Source organism: Sporofaciens sp. SGI.106 (assembly GCF_050314255.1).
Lineage (GTDB): Bacteria > Bacillota > Clostridia > Lachnospirales > Lachnospiraceae > Claveliimonas.
In genome coordinates, this window is the sequence record NZ_JBNPMZ010000023.1 from 18921 (window position 1) to 35694 (window position 16774).

Below are 16774 nucleotides of genomic sequence, written 5' to 3' on the forward strand. Positions count from 1 at the left end.
TTACGGCATTATCATTGATTTGAAATAGTCATTAACTTTTCGGGTATAAAGTTTTATTTTAATCCAGATAATTTTCTTTTTAATACTACATTTGATGAAATCGGCTATTTTCCCTTTTCTATATTTTTTAATATCCAACTCATCGCTGGCCTTGGATATAAAATCTGATTCCTCTTTCACAAATTCAACATCTATTTCTCTATCAATAATCTTAAAGCCTTTAGTTGAAATTATAAAATTTAACCCGTCTATTACACTTGGCATTCTGGTTTCATATATTTTCTTTTTCTGAAAATGAGCATACATAAATTCATCTCTTCCCAAATGCCCTTCTAAATCCACATAATATCTATAAATATGTCCATCTATCCAACAAAATATCTGATAATCATAATTCTCTTTTCTTGAAACAACCAACCGCTTATATGCTGGCGAAAAATCAGCTTGATTAGTTGATATATAGGTTTTTATTGGGTTTTTGATAATTATTGACATTATCCCCGGATGTTCATCAAAAGAATAGAACTCTTTACTTGAAAACACTGTTTTATAAGGATATAAAGCCCCTGATTTTTTGTATAATGAATTAACTTGTTTATCATTCCTATATAAAACGAAGTGCCCCATGTACTGTACTTTGTCGTACATAGAAAGAGTTTCTTCGGTAATAAACGACTTGACGTCACCCCAAACCATATCAACGTCACAATGCCCCCAAAAATCGGCATCTTTAAGATACTCAGCAAATACTTCGCCAAAGCTAGGTCTAAAATCACAAAACTTATATGGGCTATCCAAGCTAATTGCAAAATCAAAATTTCTTTGAAATAATTCCTTCAATTCATTGAATGACATCCTTACTACTTCAAAGTTTCTAGGTATTTCACAGGGGAAATCTAAATCACTAAAGAATAAAAAATAAATATTCTGGTTTTCTAGCTTTCCGGCGGTATATACCCACTCTTTAAAATTAGCTGGGAAGGTACCATAATATGGCACTATAAACTTAATTGCCTTCATATTTCACCATTCTTATTTAGTACATTTTTAATTTTCTCTTTATAAGCCTCAACAACTATCTCTCTTGAAAAGTTGTCCTCAACGTGTTTTCTACCTGCAAGTCCCATATTCTTCCTCGTCTCGTTGTCGAGCTTCAGGAACTCTTCAATTCTATCCACAAGCGCATCAACATCTCCGCCATGGTAGATGAATCCGCTCTCGCCATTCACAACGGTTTCCTGGCATCCAGGATTATCTGTAGTGATTAAGAAACGTCCAGAGCTTGCGTTCTCAAGGAGCACGTTACTCATACCTTCACCGTATGTACTCGGATGAATGATGGCGTGCGCTCTTGCAATCCAAGGCTTCACATCTTTCTGGCTTCCTCTGTAATTCACAATTCCCTGTTTACCCAGCTCAGCCAGTTCTTTCTCGTAGTGGATCTCCGTTGGTTCGATAAAGCCGAGCATATTGAACTCGGTATTTGGATAGTTCTTCTTTATTCTCTTGGCTGCTTCAATATAATCGTCTACACCCTTGTCATGCAGAACACGACCGATGTAATTGAAAACAACCGTATCTCCGGTCTTTCCATCTCCACCATCGGGATATGGCTGGATTGGATACCTCTTCAAATCCACTCCAGAACCTGGAATCAGCTTAAAATCGCCTTTTACCATTCCAGAATCCAAAGCCAACTGCATGTTGGTAGCGTTCTGGAACATGACACAGGCAGCTCCTCTGTATGCCAGTTTGAACAGCCAAAGAATAAATGCCTTCTTCACACCGGTCATGTTAACGACTGATCCGATACCTGTTACATTATTTATGTATGGTATGCCGAGCGTCCTGGCTGCAACAGAGGCATACACATTCGGTTTCGCTGTGTAAGTCAAAACCACAGCCGGTTTATACTTCTTGAACAGTTTTCTATAATGAAGGAACAGCTTACCGTCAGCGACAACACTCGTACCGCGTCTATCGATAACAGGATCATCATAGATATAAGGGATGTCCTTCATCAATTCAAACTTTGGGCCATTGGGACAAGAAATGAGCATCTCATACCCTTCTGCCAGTAGACCTTCTATTAACTCTTTTCTGAAGCAATAGACGTCATCATCGTTATTTGTAAGTAATGCAATTAATGGTTTGCTCATTTCCTTTATCTCCTCAAAAACCTTGTGTTACACTCTGCTCTTCTGTTCCTCATCGCTGTAATCTTTCCCCAACACAGCAAAAACAGTTCTGAACATGGTGGCTATTTCTCCTATGAAGGAGAATTCCTTAATGGACTGAAGATTGAACTTCATCTTGCCCGGAAGCACTTCTTCCATGTAGACTCGGTCTACATCGTCTGCTGCTTCCAACAACTCCGCTTCGTCCTTGTAGCGAATGCTGGCTTCAGATGTGATTCCAGCTGGCAGCAGCAGTGTGGCCATATACTCCGGCTGATACTTCTCCACATATTTCACAGCCTCGGGTCTTGTGCCTACGAAGCTCATATTGCCGGAGATTAAATCCAACACCTGTGGCAGCTCATCCAAGCGACAACCTCTAAGTTTTGCGCCAATCTTCGTAATGCGGCTATCATTACCGACAGTCACAGCTGTGCCAATCTTGTCAGCGTTACTCACCATGGTACGGAATTTATGGATTCTAAAGTGTTTGCCGTATGTAGTGATTCGTTCCTGTCTGTAAAACACAGGACCCTCGGAATCAAGCTTGATTAAAACCGCAATCACAGCCATAGGGATGGCGAGTAGTACGAGGAGTATTACTCCTCCCACAAGATCCATCATCCTCTTGAGGACGAGGCTTACCCTCTTTTTCTTTAACACCTCATAATACGGTCTGACTTCTTCAGTCCGTATGAACTCAGGAAGTTCTTCCCATTTCCTCAAGATCATCCAATTACCCCTCTTTATAAAGCACTGGAGTGGCTATGACATCACAATCGCATCCGTCATAAACACTCACATAAACCATTAACTTTGTGGTTTCTTCTAAGGTGAATCTCACCTCATCAATCGGGCCAACATCTGGTGCAAATCTATGATTATTGGTTTCCAGTTCTAATCCCACTATGTCCTTATCCACGCCAGACAAACCAGAGAACGAGTACATACCGGGCTCCAAAGTAAGCTCTCCTATCGGCCACCAGGATCTTTTATCGGATGTGCCCTTTATGTGAACACTGCCATCGTTTAAATACTCGACATACACATCCGTATTCCAGGCGTATCCATTCTTGCCGTTTAACACAAGAAGATTCTTTGCACCGTCTTCCCGGTCATATATAGCAGCTAATCTCACCATCTTCTGGTGCCGCACTTCTCTATAGGAGAAAGGAACCGTAGAGCACAAAACCATGGAGAGCAGAATTACTTTTCTCATCTGGCTTCTCAACCTTATCTCCCCACCAATCTTCCCAACACACCATGCGCCAATAACCGCGCCAAGTGTATTGTGGATGAGGTCATCACACTCGAATGTTCCTAAAGCGAAGGTGAGCTGAAGGACTTCAATAAGAAGAGAAGCAAGTAGTCCAGCTTTCTTTACACCCTTCACGCCGCTCCACTTCAGAGCAACTCCAAGTGGTATAAAGAGGGCTATATTCCCTATATTCTCCAGTAACGGTCTCCATTCTCCTTTCAGGATTTCCACATAGGAATGGAATGGTAGGAGGAAGCTTCTTCTTTCTGTTCCCAGTCTTGAGAACAGCGTAATCCACAGAACCGCAGCTATGTATGCCCCAAATAAACTACAGAAAATGTAATCTTTCTTTCTACTCAGCATCCAAAAAAATCATACTAAACGACAAAAAACTATTTCAAATACTCCCCAACAACCTCTCTAAAGTTCTCAATCACATACTCCACATCCTCATCACTCAACAGCGTATGGAGAGGTAATGTAATGAGGTTCTCATAATACTCATACGCATTAGGGAAGTCCTTAATATCCCATCCCAGCTCCTTGTAAGCAGTCATCATCGGGAGAGGTTTATAGTGGACATTGCAGTTCACTCCACGCTCCGCAAGCTTCACTATTATTTCCCTACGCTCTTTATCATTCACTCCTGGAATGCGAGTGAGGTAGAGATGGTTAGAAGATTGGAAGTTCTCGCCACTGTGGATGAGATGCTTAACACCCAACTCATCACACATCTCGTCATACCGCCTTATAATCTCCCCTCTCCTTGCCAGCAGACCTGGATACCTATCCAACTGCTTTAACCCAATCGCAGCCATGATGTCGGTCATGTTGCATTTATACCAAGGACCAATGATGTCATATTCCCACGCGCCAACCTGGGTTTTGGCAAGAGCGTCCTTACTCTGGCCGTGGAGGGAGAGAAGTTGATACTGATGATAGATTTCCTCGTTATCTATTCCGTCAATATCTCTCCACGTAGAAGCCCCACCTTCTGCGGTGGTAAAGTTCTTGACCGCGTGGAAGGAGAAGTCCGTGAAGTCGGCTATCTCTCCAGCCATCTTGCCGTTGCGAGAGGCACCAAGCGCGTGTGCAGCGTCCGAGAAGACTATTACTCGTCCTATGGCTTTCTGGATTCGAGCGCCGAGAGAATTACCTTCTTTAGGAGAGAAAAGCGCCCTCTTCTTCTCCACAACCTCAAACAGCTTGTCGTAATCACAGACAATACCGCCGAGGTCCACAGCTACAATGGCCTTTGTGCGGGGTGTAATCGCTTCCCCCACCTTGTCGTAGTCCATCTCCACACAGTCTTTTTGACTGTCGACAAAAACTACTTTTGCACCACAGTGGATTGCGGCAGATGCACTTGCGGTATATGTATAGGCAGGGACGATGACCTCATCACCCTCACCGATTCCACAGATACGGAAGTTCAGTTCCTCCGCAGCTGTGGCAGAGTTCAAGCAAACAACCTTGCTCGTATGGCAGTATTCAGCCAGTCTCTTTTCGAGTTCTTTCGTCCTGGGTCCTGTGGTGATCCAGCCACTTCTCAGCGCTTCCGCAACTTCATTTATCTCCAGCTCCGAAATGTCCGGTGGACTAAACGGTATTACTCTTTTTTCCATCATTGTTCTCCCCTTGCCTTTTCTACTTTTCTTATCTGCTCTTATCCACACCATCGGTGTGGTCATATATCCCTTTTCAACTACTTAACCTAATCCACACACCATCTCACCACTTCTCATCTGCTCCATTTCCACACTTCCTCTTTCCTTATTCCCACACTGTTTTGTGGAGTGGTTTTGTGGTTGAGCGGAAGTGAGATGTAGTAGTAGGGATGGGTAGACAGATGATTAGGGATTCACCCCTACATGCACCTCTTTTTTCTCCATATCACCCTGGTTTGGAGTGTTTTCCACACTCCTTTTCCACCCCTCCCGCACCGTCATACTCACCAAAAAGTGAGTAGTAAAATTGGCGAAATTGTTAGGTAGACAGATAATTAGGGTATGTAGTTGAGAAGCAGGTATTTTTCTCAGGTCGATAGATGATTAGGCATTGGAGGTGAAAGTGAGGGTCGATAGATGATTAGGGATTGGTGTCGATATGCACCTCTCTAACCTTCTCTACACCTCTTTTTCTCCTCCGCATCCTCATTTCCACTCCTTTTTCCCTCTCGCTGCCACTCTCTTTTTCTCCCCAACCCCTCTTTTCTCCTCACCACTCTGGTGTAGAGTGGTAGTATTGAGGTTGGATGGGTGAAAAGTAGTGAATAATAACGAATACGGGTGCATTATGGAGGGTGTGGATTGGTACTTTTTTACGGTTGATAGATGATTAGGGACTAACCATACAAGGTCACTAAATCTCCATACTGAAATATGTATAGTTTTTATGCAATTTAACTAAAGTTCAGCTCCAGAAATTAATCCATGGAAAACAGGCCGGAACGCGAAAAAGCCCAGCGGACTACATCTGATGTGTAGTCTACTGGACTTTTCTTTTTTTATTCGGTTTTCTTGTTATGACGTTATAGACCTACTTTGCATATATTTTTTCACTTGAGATAAGTGAAGCATATGAAGACTGTCTTGTACAGATTGGGAATCTAGTAACACAAATCAAAGAGGCCCGCGTAGGTCGCAGGTAGCACTCCAGTGTAACTCTGAGGGTGCTGTCTGTGATATACGCGGGTTTCATGTCTGTGGTATACTTTCTAATAATATGAGCATATATATCAAATCCCTACTCTGATAATAAAAGCCCCTGTGACGCGTTATCACAGGAGCAGTAGGGATGATTCCCCGCCTACTCCACTAATAACGGAACACAGAGGCTTTTCACTCAACTAATTTTTCTCTAATTCCTTCCGGCAATCCTCTAGGAATGGCACAAGCCTATCCTGATATATACGCGCACACTTTTCGCAATCTAGCGGCAGAACTATATGAGCCAGTGCTTTCTTGATATCATGTGAATACTCGTCTTTGATTTCCACGGCGGCTTTTGCCCTCTCGATCAGGAACTCCAGTCCAGCCCTCGAACTCAAAGCCGCATCAATCGCTTTGATGGGTTCATCAGTCAGGCAAAGGTATTGCTTGATCAAAGCGAGGACAGGTTGTTCTTGAATTGAAAAAGAGTAGTTACTGAGATTTATGTTTCGTAGTCGTTCCATTTTGATTCTCCTTGCGTTATGTGGTATAACCGCTTTATGCGGCCTTACCGCAGAGGATAAATGAATTCTTTGCACATAGCAAGAGAAATATTCTCCATTGGATAAAAAAAGAGCAACAGAGCAAGATAAGGGCGTGATAAGAAAGCACAAGCCATATATAACAAAAAAGCCCACCAAGCCGCTCGTCTTCAGCAACCTGGCAGGCTCTGTGTTTACGCTGTCCTCTTATCCGCCAGTTCCTTCACCTTCTCAAGGGAAAGGCCTGAGTCTTCAGCAATCTCTTCCAGAGTCAGCTTCCCTCTGGCTATCATTTTTAAAGCATTTTCAATTCTGGCTTCCACCGCTCTTTTTTCTGCAATTCTATCCATTGCCTCACACATTTTACCCACTCCTTCCGGATTTTCTTTATAATACTGAACTAAAACATCCTCAACGATACTCATCAGATGGTTTCCGGATAGAGGCTCTCCGTGGTATCCAGAATTCTTTCCGAATTGAGCTATAAGAAAAGCTGAAATCACATATGCGTTGCTTTCTTCGTCAAGCTGAGCAAATCTCTGCATTTTCTTTTTGGCCGTTTTTGAAAGCCCGTCATTGCCTATTTGAACCGCTTTATGTGTAAGGGCAAATATGGCGGCCAATTCTGTATCTTCATTGAAAACAAGATATGTAACAGACATCTTCTTTTTTGAAAAATCAAAAGCGATCTTTCTTACGAACACCTCGATTTCCATATTCTTTTCGCAAGAAAAATCGGAGAGGATGCTCTGTACCTCTTCCTCCCCGATTATATCCGCCAAATCTAACAATATTTACGGTGTTAAACAAACTCATTTCTTTTTCCTCTTAGCCATCATCATCTTTATTTTTTCTGCATCTGTGACCAAAGAATTTGTAGGCACCTTTGCATCTTTCTTTGGGGCATTTGCTGCTGCATCCAAAGCGTTAATGAAGGCCTCTGCTTTGCGCGGATCTGTAATTTTTACATTTGCAAAAATGCTTGAGGTAGCCATACTTGCACCTCCTTGTAAGGTAATTCCCTGTGCAGAACAATTCACTTCTATTATATGTCATTAAGTGTCATGTGATACTTCTTTTTTATCACAATTTCAATAAGAGTGTATACTACTCCTCCATAGGTTTCAATTGCTCTACACACGATGGTTCGACCTCCTTCCGTCTCTATGCGAAACAGGTTTGAGAATCGATTTTATGCCGGTGCAGTCCCCAGCCATTTCCTCACAACATCAAGTGAAACCTTTACCACATTAGCAATATCGGTATCCTTCATATTCATAGAATGCAGATTTATTGCAATCTCTTTCTTTTCTTCCATACGGCCTTCCATGCGGCCTTCCATGCGGCCTTTTTCCTCAATTCTGTCAAGAACATCACACATAGTTTTAATCACTACTCCTTTCGATCTGTCATCATCAGACAGTACAGCTTCAAATCGATGATCCCCTGTCATGATTGACATGAGACTTAATGTTTCCTGAACATGGACTAACTCTTCCGGGCTTCCAATATAAGTCCCGGTTGTTTGCATCTGTACGAAGTAGTCCGCCACAACTCGAAAGTCACTCTTAAACAGCTTAGCCTGTTCCCTACTAAGATATGCAATTTCAAACAGATTTACCTTGTAGTCATTCACATACGGCCTAAATGTTAACTTTGCAGGCGAGTTCCACTAAATGTTCTACTCGACCATAAAAAACTTCAAAAGCCACGTAATTCCGCCATTTGTAGGCTTGAATTGATACAGAAATCCTGATATATTTAGTGTAACAGTTACACTAAATGAAAGGATGCCATGTATCTCAATATGACGGTTAAAATTCCGGTTGTAAAAGGCAAAATCATCACCAAAAGAAAAGGTGAAAATGTCTATGTACTCTATCAATACGGAAGCGAGTATAACAAAGACAAACGTTATTCCATACCGCAACGCTCCATTGTCGGGAAGCAGTCCGCTACGGATGAAACTCTCATGTATCCTAACGAGAAGTTTCAACTCTACTTCCCGGATGCAGAGATTCCAGAGGTGCTTCCGTATGCCTACCGAAGCTGCTGTCTTAAGATCGGGGCATGTATCATCGTTCAAAAGGCGATTGATGAGTACAAGCTTTGGCCTATGCTGCAGAAGCGGTTCGGAAAAGATACCGGTCTTCTCCTTGATCTTGTGGCATACCTGATCATTGATGAAGAGAATGCTGGTCAGTACTATCCTGATTACGCCTTCACCCATCCGCTTTTCTCGGATAAGATGAAGATCTACAGCGATTCCAAGGTCAGCAGATTCCTGAATTCCATCACGAAAGATCAGTGTATCAACTTCCTGGATGACTGGAATCGGAACCGGAATCATAAGGAAAGGATCTACATTTCCTATGATTCCACAAACAAGAATAGTCAGGCCGGAGAAGTTGATATCGTTGAATTCGGCAAAGCTAAGGATGACAAAGGCCTGCCGGTATTCAACCTTTCCATAGCGATGGACAAGACCAACCGGGTCCCACTCTTCTATGAAGAGTATTCTGGATCGGTCACTGATGTTTCTGAGTTCACCTTCATGGTCGATAAGGTGATCGATTACGGATACGAGAAGATCGGTTTCATCCTGGACCGTGGATACTTTAGCAAAGAAAATATCCAGTACATCGATAGGAATGGATATACATTCATTATCATGTGCAAGGGCCGAAAGGCGCTTGTATCCTCACTGGTTCTTGAAGTGCAGGGATCATTTGAAACCAACCGGTCTGACCTGATCCGCGCATACAGGGAATACGGAACCACTGTGAAATCCCGTCTTTTTGAGGATGACACCAGGGACCGGTATTTCCACATTTATTACAGTCCGTCCAGACAGGCTGCCGAAAGGGAGCGTCTGGAACAGATGATTGAAAAAATGCGTCAGTTCCTTGAACGACGTGTAGGAAGGGATGAAAAGTTTGGCAAAACCTATCAGACCTACTTCCATCTGCACTATGACAGAAAAGGGATTTTCCAGGGTGCAGAGGAAAAATCCGAAGTTATTGAAAGGGAGCTGAAGCTCTGCGGCTACTTCTGTATCATAACTTCTGAAAAGATGCCCGCTGCACAGGCCCTCATCCAGTATAAGGGCAGGGACATTTCCGAAAAGCTGTTCCGGTCTGACAAAACTTTTATCGGAGCAAGAAGCGAACGGACGCCCTCTGCGCAGAGCACCTCCTCAAGAATTTTTATTGAATTCATTGCCCTTATCGTGCGCAACCGGATCTATAATCTGCTGAAAGAGCAGGTGATAAAGATGGAGTCGAGGTATAAGTACCTGACAGTTCCTGCAGCGATTCGAGAGCTTGAAAAAATCGAAATGGTCCGCAGAAATGGCGGTATATATAAACTCGACCACGCCGTTACCAGAACACAGAAAATAATCCTAAGTTCGTTTGGGCTCGACGAGGACAGCATCCTTGATAGTGCTAATGAAATCAGTAAGCTTCTGGCTTCAAGCAAATCTCTAATGAATACGGAGGAAAGTGACAATGGCGCGGAAGAAATCGACAGCAACAATTGAATCGGAAATCAGCAAAACAGAAGCTGAAATGACCAAGATTCAAGACCGATACAACAAGCTCGCAGACAAACTCAAAGATCTACAGGAGCAGAAGCGTCAGATCGAATCCGAGGAGATCATGGAAGCCTACCTGCAAAGTGGCAAAAGTCTGGATGAAGTCATGACGTTTTTGAAGCCCTAGAGGTTTTTAGTGTAACTTTTTTGCAAAGTTAACACTAAACTTTTCCGGGACATCTAACCTTTCAAGTAAAGAAAGTGGCTTATCCCAGTGTTTATCATACCCATAGTATAAAACCAATGTGATAACGGGATATCGTTCTCTTTGGTTCTCATTATTCAGCTGTGCCCGGTACTCAGCACCATCATATCCCATTATCCGTAACGGCATATCTGCGTCTGGCTCTGTCTGATTTTCCAGTCCAATGCACGCCAATCGTATATTTTTGTTTTTCCAACGTTTTGCTACGTCTCTTTCAATCTCTCTGTACTTCCCATCAGCCTTGTATGCTGATCTGGGAGCTTGGTCTTCAAGTTCGTTTTCTTTTAGAATTTGATCCCCATTAAACAGCAGTACATTAACAATATCAGAGAAAACGTCGTTGTAAGCCTCAAGTATTTTTTCTGCAATATCTTTCTGGCCCAATGTCCATCACCCCATTCCAAACAGGAGTGTATACTACTCCTATTGTGTCATAATTTTACCACATTCCTCTTATTTATTCAACGACCAGAAATCACCCAATCGTAAATTTTCTTTGAACAAACCCGATTCTATTGTCAATCCCGCATCCTAATCTCAATCCGACCATCCCTGAAAACAAAAATCTGCTCGATTCTGGCGCAGGTTTCTTCATCGGAAGCACCTAACTTATTCTCAATCAACTCAAGCAGTCGTTCTTCCTTCAAAATGATATTTCTACAGTCACCCCCGCCCTTGCGGCCTTTGCAATCCCAGGTTTTGTAATCACCCTTAGCATTCCTTCTGCTGTTTCTCACATAGGGCTTGCCGCAATCCCCGCAGATCACTTTCCCTTTCAGAAAATGGGAGTTCTTATTGGAGCGTATCTTTTTCGGTGTTGCAAGGACCTCCTGAACCTTCTCCCACAGCTCTCTGCTCACGATGCCCTCGTGGTCGGCTTCCAGGTAGTACGTTTTATACTCTGCACCCGGTTCAGGTCTGTGCGTGAGTAAATCAACATGGGGTGCTTTCTGTATCTGACGGTCACCTTTATAAATCTCGTTTCGGAGAATCCCTTCGATTACTGAAACGCTAAGCCTATTGCATCCGCGCAGAGTCTTGAACCCCTGCTGTTCCAGCTCACCCGCAATCTTTCTTATCGACTTCCCCTTGGCGTATTCCTCGAAAATAAACTGTATCGCCCATGCGTCCTTATTCGGTGTGAGGACACCGTCAATCTCGTCATAGCCAAGGACCCGATTATTTCCAAGATGCCGGATTCCTTTCTCTGCCAGCTTCTCGTAGGTCCACCGAATGTTCTGGCTGATGGACTTGGATTCCTCCTGGGTTACCGCAGCAAGGAAACTGAAAACCATATCCGATTGGGGGTTGAAGGAGGAAATGCCCTCCCGCTCGAAGAACACTTCCACCCCCTTCTCCTTCAGCTTGTGGACATAGGTTTCTGCTTCCAGACTGTTTCTTCCAAACCGGGAAATCGACTTTACAAGAATCTTGTCAATCTTTCCCGCCATCGCATCTCGGAACATGCGTTGAAACCCCGGGCGCTTATCCGCAGAAAGCCCGGATTTACCGTGGTCTGCGTAGATGTCCACAAGGTTCCAGGCTTCAGTGTTGCTGATCAGCGTGGTGTAGTATTCCACCTGCGTTTCAAAAGACTCATCCTGTTCCTCGGAAAGGGTGCTGACACGTGCATAGGCCGCGACATTCAGTTTACGCTGTTCTCGCTCTGAGCATACCTTTCTTACTCTCATATTATGAATCTCCTTCCTAAGTTATCTGCACCACACTCATCCATTATCGAACTTTACTCCCAGCGCACTATAAACGGTGGGCAGGAAAACCTCTGGCTGTTGTCCGGAATAATCCGAGTATCCAAGATCACCTCCCGAAAAGCCTCAACGGCATTAATAATGTTATCCAACCTGTGTCCACCTACGCGGAAAGGGCCAATGCGCAGCTTTCCATCCACTTCCGTGATGGTCGGGTCGGGATAATCCGAAACCCGGTCAACACGGTAATGAACTTTACTCTCTTCTCCCCAGACCCACACAACCTTCAAGGTATCCCAGCCATCGAAGGTGATGTGGTCCACCAGGCGCTTCAGGTAGCCAAACTCAACCGAAGGCCACCTTCTCAGCTGCTCTTGCACCCATTCGACATTTTTGCGATTAGCTTCGTCCAGCCCCTCTGCATCCAAACTCATCATCGCGCCAATCACAGCATTGGAAAGGTAGGGCTCTTTCACCCAATAAACCGGGCAATCCGTCCGTTCTACATAGGTTCCGGCTTCTCCATCCCCACCACAAATCCAGCAGCTGGGGTTCTTCCCTCGTCCAGTTTTTACCTTAACCATCGGCTTACCGCAGTGGGGGCAAAGGAGCCTGCCGTAGTAAGGGTACGTATTGCCTCCCCTTTTCATATCCCGCATCATCAGAATTAGATTGGCATCCTCATACACATCCCTCGCCACAATGGCGGGGTGGGTATTTTCCTTGTAATACTGATCAACCACAAGGTCCTTATTGGGGGTGGAGTCGTGCTCCAGATGGCTTGACGTGTAATACTTCTGCATCAGGGAATCACCCACATATTTTTCATTCCGAATGATGCATTTCACCGAATTGGGGTACCACTGTCCGCTGGATTCAATAGGCGGAGGTACATTCAGCTCGTTCAGAGCGTCTGCAATTTCTATGGTAGATGTTCCATCCAGGTACATCTGGTATATTTTCCTCACGACAGCTGCCTTCTCCTCGTTGACGCTAAGTACCCCGCGTTCAAGGTTGTCGTAACCGTAGACCTGGCTGACCTTGGGGATGCCCAGCTTGAAACGCTGGCGAATGCCGCCTCTCATGTTCTCGCTGATGGAGAGGGATTCCTCCTGGGCGAAGGCTGCGTAAACCGTGAGCAGCAGCTCCGATTCAACACTGGTGGTGTCCAGGTTCTCCTTCTCGAAAACCACCCCAACACCAAGGTCCCGCAGTTCCCGAACTGTACTGAGCATGTCCACCGTGTTCCGGCAAAAACGGGAAATGGACTTCACCAGAATCTTGTCAATCTTGCCGTCCTGTGCATCCTGCAGCATTCTTTGGAATGCGACACGCTTCTTGGTGCTGGTGCCGGTTCTGCCCTTGTCCGCGTAAATCTCGACCAGCTCCCAATCCGGATGCTGGGAAATCAGGCGGTCATAAGTTTCCATCTGGGTATCCAGGCTGGATTCCTGTACTTCGATATCCTTACTTACCCGGCAGTACGCAGCCACACGAAGTTTCTTCTTTTCCGGGAGCTTGATGCTTTTTCTGGGTCTTCCAGATGCGCGGATAACGCTAACCCCCTTGGCGATGGTGGATTCAACCACCTGGTCATTCTGCTGTCTCATACGCCTATCCTCCTATATTTCTTGATATTCCGTTGCACTCTATCAAAAAGTGCCGGGCTGACAATGGGTTCGTGATGTTCCTCAATATAATACTGAGGGCTCTGTCCATTGTTCTTCATACGCTTCCCGCTGAGGATGTCGGGTGAGTACGTTTTCCCTGTCAGCAGGTCGCCCTTGTAAGCTTCATTTTGAAGTCGGGATCTCACATTGCTGGCGGTCCATCTGGCGGTAACGCCATGCTCTTCCTCGTACTCGCGGAGGGATTTGGCGATTTCGCGTGCGTTTTGGCCCTTATCGGCCAGTTCAAACATCAGGCGGATGCGCTTCGCTTTCTCCTCATCAATCACCCAGATGTGCTTCTCCCCGGTATGCCTTTTCGCCTTTACATATCCATAGCAGCAAGTCCTTGTGGGGTACCCGCTTTCGCAGTTCTTTTCATTGGCCCACTTGATGGTCTGGGAGATGCTGTTGGATTCCTCCTGCGCCGCCGCAGCAAGAAGTTTCAGAATCAGTTCACACTGAGGGTCGTTGCTGTACAGCCCTTCCTTTTCAAAGTAGACCGTCACCCCATGCTCTTTCAAAAGATTCAGGTACTTCTGGCAGTCGATGGTGTTTCTCGAAAACCGGCTGATGGACTTCACCATCACAAGGTCTACCTTGCCATCGGTACAATCCGCAATCAGTCGCTGGAACTCCGGTCGCTTTTCAGCGTGGAGCCCGGAAAATCCCTGGTCGCCGTAAATCCCCACAAGCTCCATGTTCTCTCTGCTCTCAATCAGGTTCTCGTAGTAGGCGCACTGGGATTCGTAGGAAAGCTCCTGCTCCTCCATCAGGGTGCTCACACGGCAATAAGCCGCAACCCGAGTCGCCTTTGACTTATCCGCCTTTGCCTTCTGGTTTTTCACTTCCATCGTGACTTTCTTCATATCGGTTCCTCCTTCCCGACCCACCTTGTCCATTCATCTATCGACCTGACAAGGGGTAAAAAAAGACACCCGGCTGTTACACCGAGTGTCAGACACATTCTGTAGTTAGTTTTTGGGGAAATCTGCGGAGCACTTCTATCCATCCGCAGCAATCTTACTTTCTTTTTCGCCTGTAAATTGAAATAGCCTCGCATCTTTTCACACCTCCTGTTCTTAGGTTGCTCCCATCTTACCGTCATGTGTTACACATAGCAAGTCCATATGGGAACATATACCGTAGAATTAGTGGAGAAGATACGAGGCTATAATTGTTCAGATTATGCTGTGATTTTACTGGAATTGATAGGTTATACTACCGCTAAAATCCGTGTTCTTCGCTGTCTTGATTTACACCTTACTCGTGTGATCCAGCGCAATCCAACCGTTACGCTTACCCGCATAAGCCTTAAGCAAGCCCCACTTGGACGCGCCCTGGCCATCCGCTTCCTCAACGATGGTGAACACGCCCTTGCCGGTGAACCTGCCGGTCTTGCTGTAGTTCGTGCCGGGACCTTTTCGGATGTTGAGGTCGGAAACACTGACCCTCACCTTGTAGGGAAGGTTGGATGCCGTGGGCTGTTCGGGAGTGGTGCTCTGCTCGGGAGTGGTGCTCTGCTCAGGGACCGCAGAAGCCGCGCCCTGCACCGTGCAGTAGGACGGGTTGCCCAGATAAATCCAGCCAGCGCCGGATTTGAGCTTGCCCCAGCCATCCGTGACCTTGGTGATGGTGAACACACCCTTGCCGGTCTGGCCCCTTACTGCACCATCCATAGAAGGCAGACTGCGGTAGTTAAGGTCATCGATCAGGACACGGACCTTGAACGGAGTGGCCGGGAAACTGGACACAGAATCATTCCCCGTATCCGGCTGGGCTGCTGCCATATCATACTGCGTGAGATTGTATTTCTCGATGATATTACAGAGCTTCTCCACATAGGTGGAGTTGGTAGCATACCCGCCGTCCTTGATGATCTGTGCGGCTTTCTTGTAGTCGGTGCATCCCTTCAGGCCATCGTAGCGGAGCTTGCTGCCGTTCTTAGCACCCAGCAGGTAAGCGGAGTGGTCTGCAATGGAATCCTCTACACAGGCGTACTTGCGAAAATCCGCCGTGATGGTGGTGAACTCCCCTGCCGTATACTCCTCCTGGGTCTCAATGGTGTGCTTGCTCTTGCCATCCCAGGTGGAGCCAGACCAGGTGTTGCCGGACAGCGAACACTTCATACCAAAGCAGTTATTGGCCTTCTGTGCCAGTTCGCTCTTGCCGTAGCCGGATTCCAGGATAAACTGCGCCGCAGAAATGGATGCCAGGATACCGGAGGTTTTCATATCCGTCTGACACAGCTTGCCGATCTTCGCCACTGCATCTGCTGTGGAGAGGTTCAGAAATGCCGTGCCCTGGGTCTTAGCGACCTCCTGGGGCTTCTCCTCCGTAGTTGCGCCGGACATCTTGTCCTTGACTGCCTTGCGGAAGGTGTCCATGGAGTAGCTCATGCCCAACTGCCGCCAGAGATGATCCGGGTCTCCATGGTTGGATGCGACACCTCTCGTGTGACCTTCCCTGTGGGAAATAATCACACCGTCTGCCAGCGGATTCAGATTGTACTTCTGGCACAGCATGGCAAACAGCTCCACCGCTGCTTCATAGGTGCGGGTCGCACAGGCCTTTGCCGTTGCGGTATCGGAGCAGGTGAAGGACGCACCACCGGTGTACTTGATACAGGCAGGTTCGCACATCTCCACACCGATGTGGGTGTTGTTGGCAGCGCCGCCCGCATGCCAGCCGCGATGGTTCCAGGGAAGAGTCTGATAAATCGTACCGTCCAGGGCATCAATGAAGCCGTGAACACATGCCCGGTCGTAGGATGCGCTGTTCCAGCCGTTTACGAACACAGATGCCTTCGGCTGGGGACAACCGACGCTGTGAAGCATCAGGCCCTTAACCGTGATCTTTCTTCCTGCAGTGTAACAAGGGTTCTTTGTCAAAATACTCTCGACCAATTTCATGGCATTACCTCCTAACAAAAAAGCACCGCTATGAAAGCGATGCAAAACGAACCAGTTA

16 protein-coding genes are annotated in these 16774 nt (G+C 45.9%); 2 read left to right on the top strand and 14 right to left on the bottom strand.

Translation table 11 applies throughout. The features are described 5' to 3' along the window. The 9 genes from ACQRCC_RS13450 to ACQRCC_RS13490 all read right to left on the bottom strand — a co-directional run bounded on the left by ACQRCC_RS13450 (position 1) and on the right by ACQRCC_RS13490 (position 8264). Positions 1 to 1020: a DUF6625 family protein gene (locus tag ACQRCC_RS13450; RefSeq protein WP_427851275.1), complete on the bottom strand. Its 1020-nt coding sequence runs from the start codon at positions 1018 to 1020 to the stop codon at positions 1 to 3. Continuing rightward, on the bottom strand, positions 1017 to 2159 hold the full coding sequence (locus tag ACQRCC_RS13455) for a glycosyltransferase family 4 protein (RefSeq protein WP_427851276.1): 1143 nt from the start codon (positions 2157 to 2159) through the stop codon (positions 1017 to 1019). The genes ACQRCC_RS13450 and ACQRCC_RS13455 overlap by 4 nt, the downstream gene beginning before the upstream one ends. Before the next feature lie 27 nt (positions 2160 to 2186). Further along, positions 2187 to 2909, bottom strand: a complete 723-nt coding sequence (locus ACQRCC_RS13460; RefSeq protein ID WP_427851277.1) for a sugar transferase — start codon at positions 2907 to 2909, stop codon at positions 2187 to 2189. Positions 2910 to 2913: 4 nt separating this feature from the next. Further along, on the bottom strand, positions 2914 to 3798 hold the full coding sequence (locus ACQRCC_RS13465; RefSeq protein WP_427851278.1) for a VanZ family protein: 885 nt from the start codon (positions 3796 to 3798) through the stop codon (positions 2914 to 2916). 29 nt (positions 3799 to 3827) lie between these two features. Continuing rightward, positions 3828 to 5060: a DegT/DnrJ/EryC1/StrS family aminotransferase gene (locus tag ACQRCC_RS13470; protein WP_427851299.1), complete on the bottom strand. Its 1233-nt coding sequence runs from the start codon at positions 5058 to 5060 to the stop codon at positions 3828 to 3830. A gap of 1223 nt (positions 5061 to 6283) precedes the next feature. Further along, on the bottom strand, positions 6284 to 6610 hold the full coding sequence (locus ACQRCC_RS13475; RefSeq protein WP_427851279.1) for a hypothetical protein: 327 nt from the start codon (positions 6608 to 6610) through the stop codon (positions 6284 to 6286). A gap of 212 nt (positions 6611 to 6822) precedes the next feature. Then, positions 6823 to 7344 carry a hypothetical protein gene (locus ACQRCC_RS13480; RefSeq protein WP_427851280.1) on the bottom strand — a complete coding sequence of 174 codons (522 nt, stop codon included), beginning with the start codon at positions 7342 to 7344 and terminating at the stop codon, positions 6823 to 6825. A 96-nt stretch (positions 7345 to 7440) separates the two neighbouring features. After that, positions 7441 to 7623: a hypothetical protein gene (locus ACQRCC_RS13485; protein WP_427851281.1), complete on the bottom strand. Its 183-nt coding sequence runs from the start codon at positions 7621 to 7623 to the stop codon at positions 7441 to 7443. Between the two features lie 197 nt (positions 7624 to 7820). After that, on the bottom strand, positions 7821 to 8264 hold the full coding sequence (locus tag ACQRCC_RS13490) for a hypothetical protein (protein WP_427851282.1): 444 nt from the start codon (positions 8262 to 8264) through the stop codon (positions 7821 to 7823). A 159-nt stretch (positions 8265 to 8423) separates the two neighbouring features. Between ACQRCC_RS13490 and ACQRCC_RS13495 the strand changes: the two genes are divergently transcribed. Together ACQRCC_RS13495 and ACQRCC_RS13500 are read left to right on the top strand one after the other, a co-directional pair. Continuing rightward, a complete protein-coding gene (locus tag ACQRCC_RS13495) occupies positions 8424 to 10169 on the top strand; it encodes an IS1634 family transposase (RefSeq protein WP_427851283.1) in 1746 nt (581 codons plus the stop codon). After that, entirely contained in the window at positions 10138 to 10350 is a 213-nt protein-coding gene (locus ACQRCC_RS13500; RefSeq protein ID WP_410044138.1) for a hypothetical protein, read from the top strand. Before ACQRCC_RS13495 ends, ACQRCC_RS13500 begins: the two co-directional genes overlap by 32 nt. 6 nt (positions 10351 to 10356) lie before the next feature. On the opposite strand, the gene ACQRCC_RS13505 is transcribed toward ACQRCC_RS13500, so the two are convergent. From ACQRCC_RS13505 to ACQRCC_RS13525, 5 genes are all read right to left on the bottom strand, one after another. Next, positions 10357 to 10812 (bottom strand): Rpn family recombination-promoting nuclease/putative transposase, encoded by a 456-nt coding sequence (locus ACQRCC_RS13505; protein WP_427851284.1) that lies wholly within the window; start codon positions 10810 to 10812, stop codon positions 10357 to 10359. A gap of 134 nt (positions 10813 to 10946) precedes the next feature. Continuing rightward, positions 10947 to 12119: a recombinase family protein gene (locus ACQRCC_RS13510; RefSeq protein ID WP_427851285.1), complete on the bottom strand. Its 1173-nt coding sequence runs from the start codon at positions 12117 to 12119 to the stop codon at positions 10947 to 10949. Between the two features lie 53 nt (positions 12120 to 12172). Further along, complete coding sequence (locus ACQRCC_RS13515; protein ID WP_427851286.1) at positions 12173 to 13747, bottom strand: recombinase family protein; 1575 nt, start codon at positions 13745 to 13747, stop codon at positions 12173 to 12175. Then, a complete protein-coding gene (locus ACQRCC_RS13520) occupies positions 13744 to 14673 on the bottom strand; it encodes a recombinase family protein (RefSeq protein ID WP_427851287.1) in 930 nt (309 codons plus the stop codon). Before ACQRCC_RS13520 ends, ACQRCC_RS13515 begins: the two co-directional genes overlap by 4 nt. A gap of 387 nt (positions 14674 to 15060) precedes the next feature. Beyond that, positions 15061 to 16716: a glucosaminidase domain-containing protein gene (locus ACQRCC_RS13525; protein ID WP_427851288.1), complete on the bottom strand. Its 1656-nt coding sequence runs from the start codon at positions 16714 to 16716 to the stop codon at positions 15061 to 15063. Positions 16717 to 16774: the final 58 nt, after the last annotated feature.

Bases quoted from the DNA above. Each gene is read 5' to 3' on its own strand.
- ACQRCC_RS13515 (WP_427851286.1), bottom strand. From the start codon at position 13,747: ATGAGACAGCAGAATGACCAGGTGGTTGAATCCACCATCGCCAAGGGG.
- ACQRCC_RS13510 (WP_427851285.1), bottom strand. From the start codon at position 12,119: ATGAGAGTAAGAAAGGTATGCTCAGAGCGAGAACAGCGTAAACTGAAT.
- ACQRCC_RS13450 (WP_427851275.1), bottom strand. From the start codon at position 1,020: ATGAAGGCAATTAAGTTTATAGTGCCATATTATGGTACCTTCCCAGCT.
- ACQRCC_RS13495 (WP_427851283.1), top strand. From the start codon at position 8,424: ATGTATCTCAATATGACGGTTAAAATTCCGGTTGTAAAAGGCAAAATC.
- ACQRCC_RS13470 (WP_427851299.1), bottom strand. From the start codon at position 5,060: ATGGAAAAAAGAGTAATACCGTTTAGTCCACCGGACATTTCGGAGCTG.
- ACQRCC_RS13460 (WP_427851277.1), bottom strand. From the start codon at position 2,909: ATGATCTTGAGGAAATGGGAAGAACTTCCTGAGTTCATACGGACTGAA.
- ACQRCC_RS13480 (WP_427851280.1), bottom strand. From the start codon at position 7,344: ATGGAAATCGAGGTGTTCGTAAGAAAGATCGCTTTTGATTTTTCAAAA.
- ACQRCC_RS13465 (WP_427851278.1), bottom strand. From the start codon at position 3,798: ATGCTGAGTAGAAAGAAAGATTACATTTTCTGTAGTTTATTTGGGGCA.
- ACQRCC_RS13520 (WP_427851287.1), bottom strand. From the start codon at position 14,673: ATGAAGAAAGTCACGATGGAAGTGAAAAACCAGAAGGCAAAGGCGGAT.
- ACQRCC_RS13525 (WP_427851288.1), bottom strand. From the start codon at position 16,716: ATGAAATTGGTCGAGAGTATTTTGACAAAGAACCCTTGTTACACTGCA.
- ACQRCC_RS13455 (WP_427851276.1), bottom strand. From the start codon at position 2,159: ATGAGCAAACCATTAATTGCATTACTTACAAATAACGATGATGACGTC.
- ACQRCC_RS13500 (WP_410044138.1), top strand. From the start codon at position 10,138: ATGGCGCGGAAGAAATCGACAGCAACAATTGAATCGGAAATCAGCAAA.
- ACQRCC_RS13485 (WP_427851281.1), bottom strand. From the start codon at position 7,623: ATGGCTACCTCAAGCATTTTTGCAAATGTAAAAATTACAGATCCGCGC.
- ACQRCC_RS13475 (WP_427851279.1), bottom strand. From the start codon at position 6,610: ATGGAACGACTACGAAACATAAATCTCAGTAACTACTCTTTTTCAATT.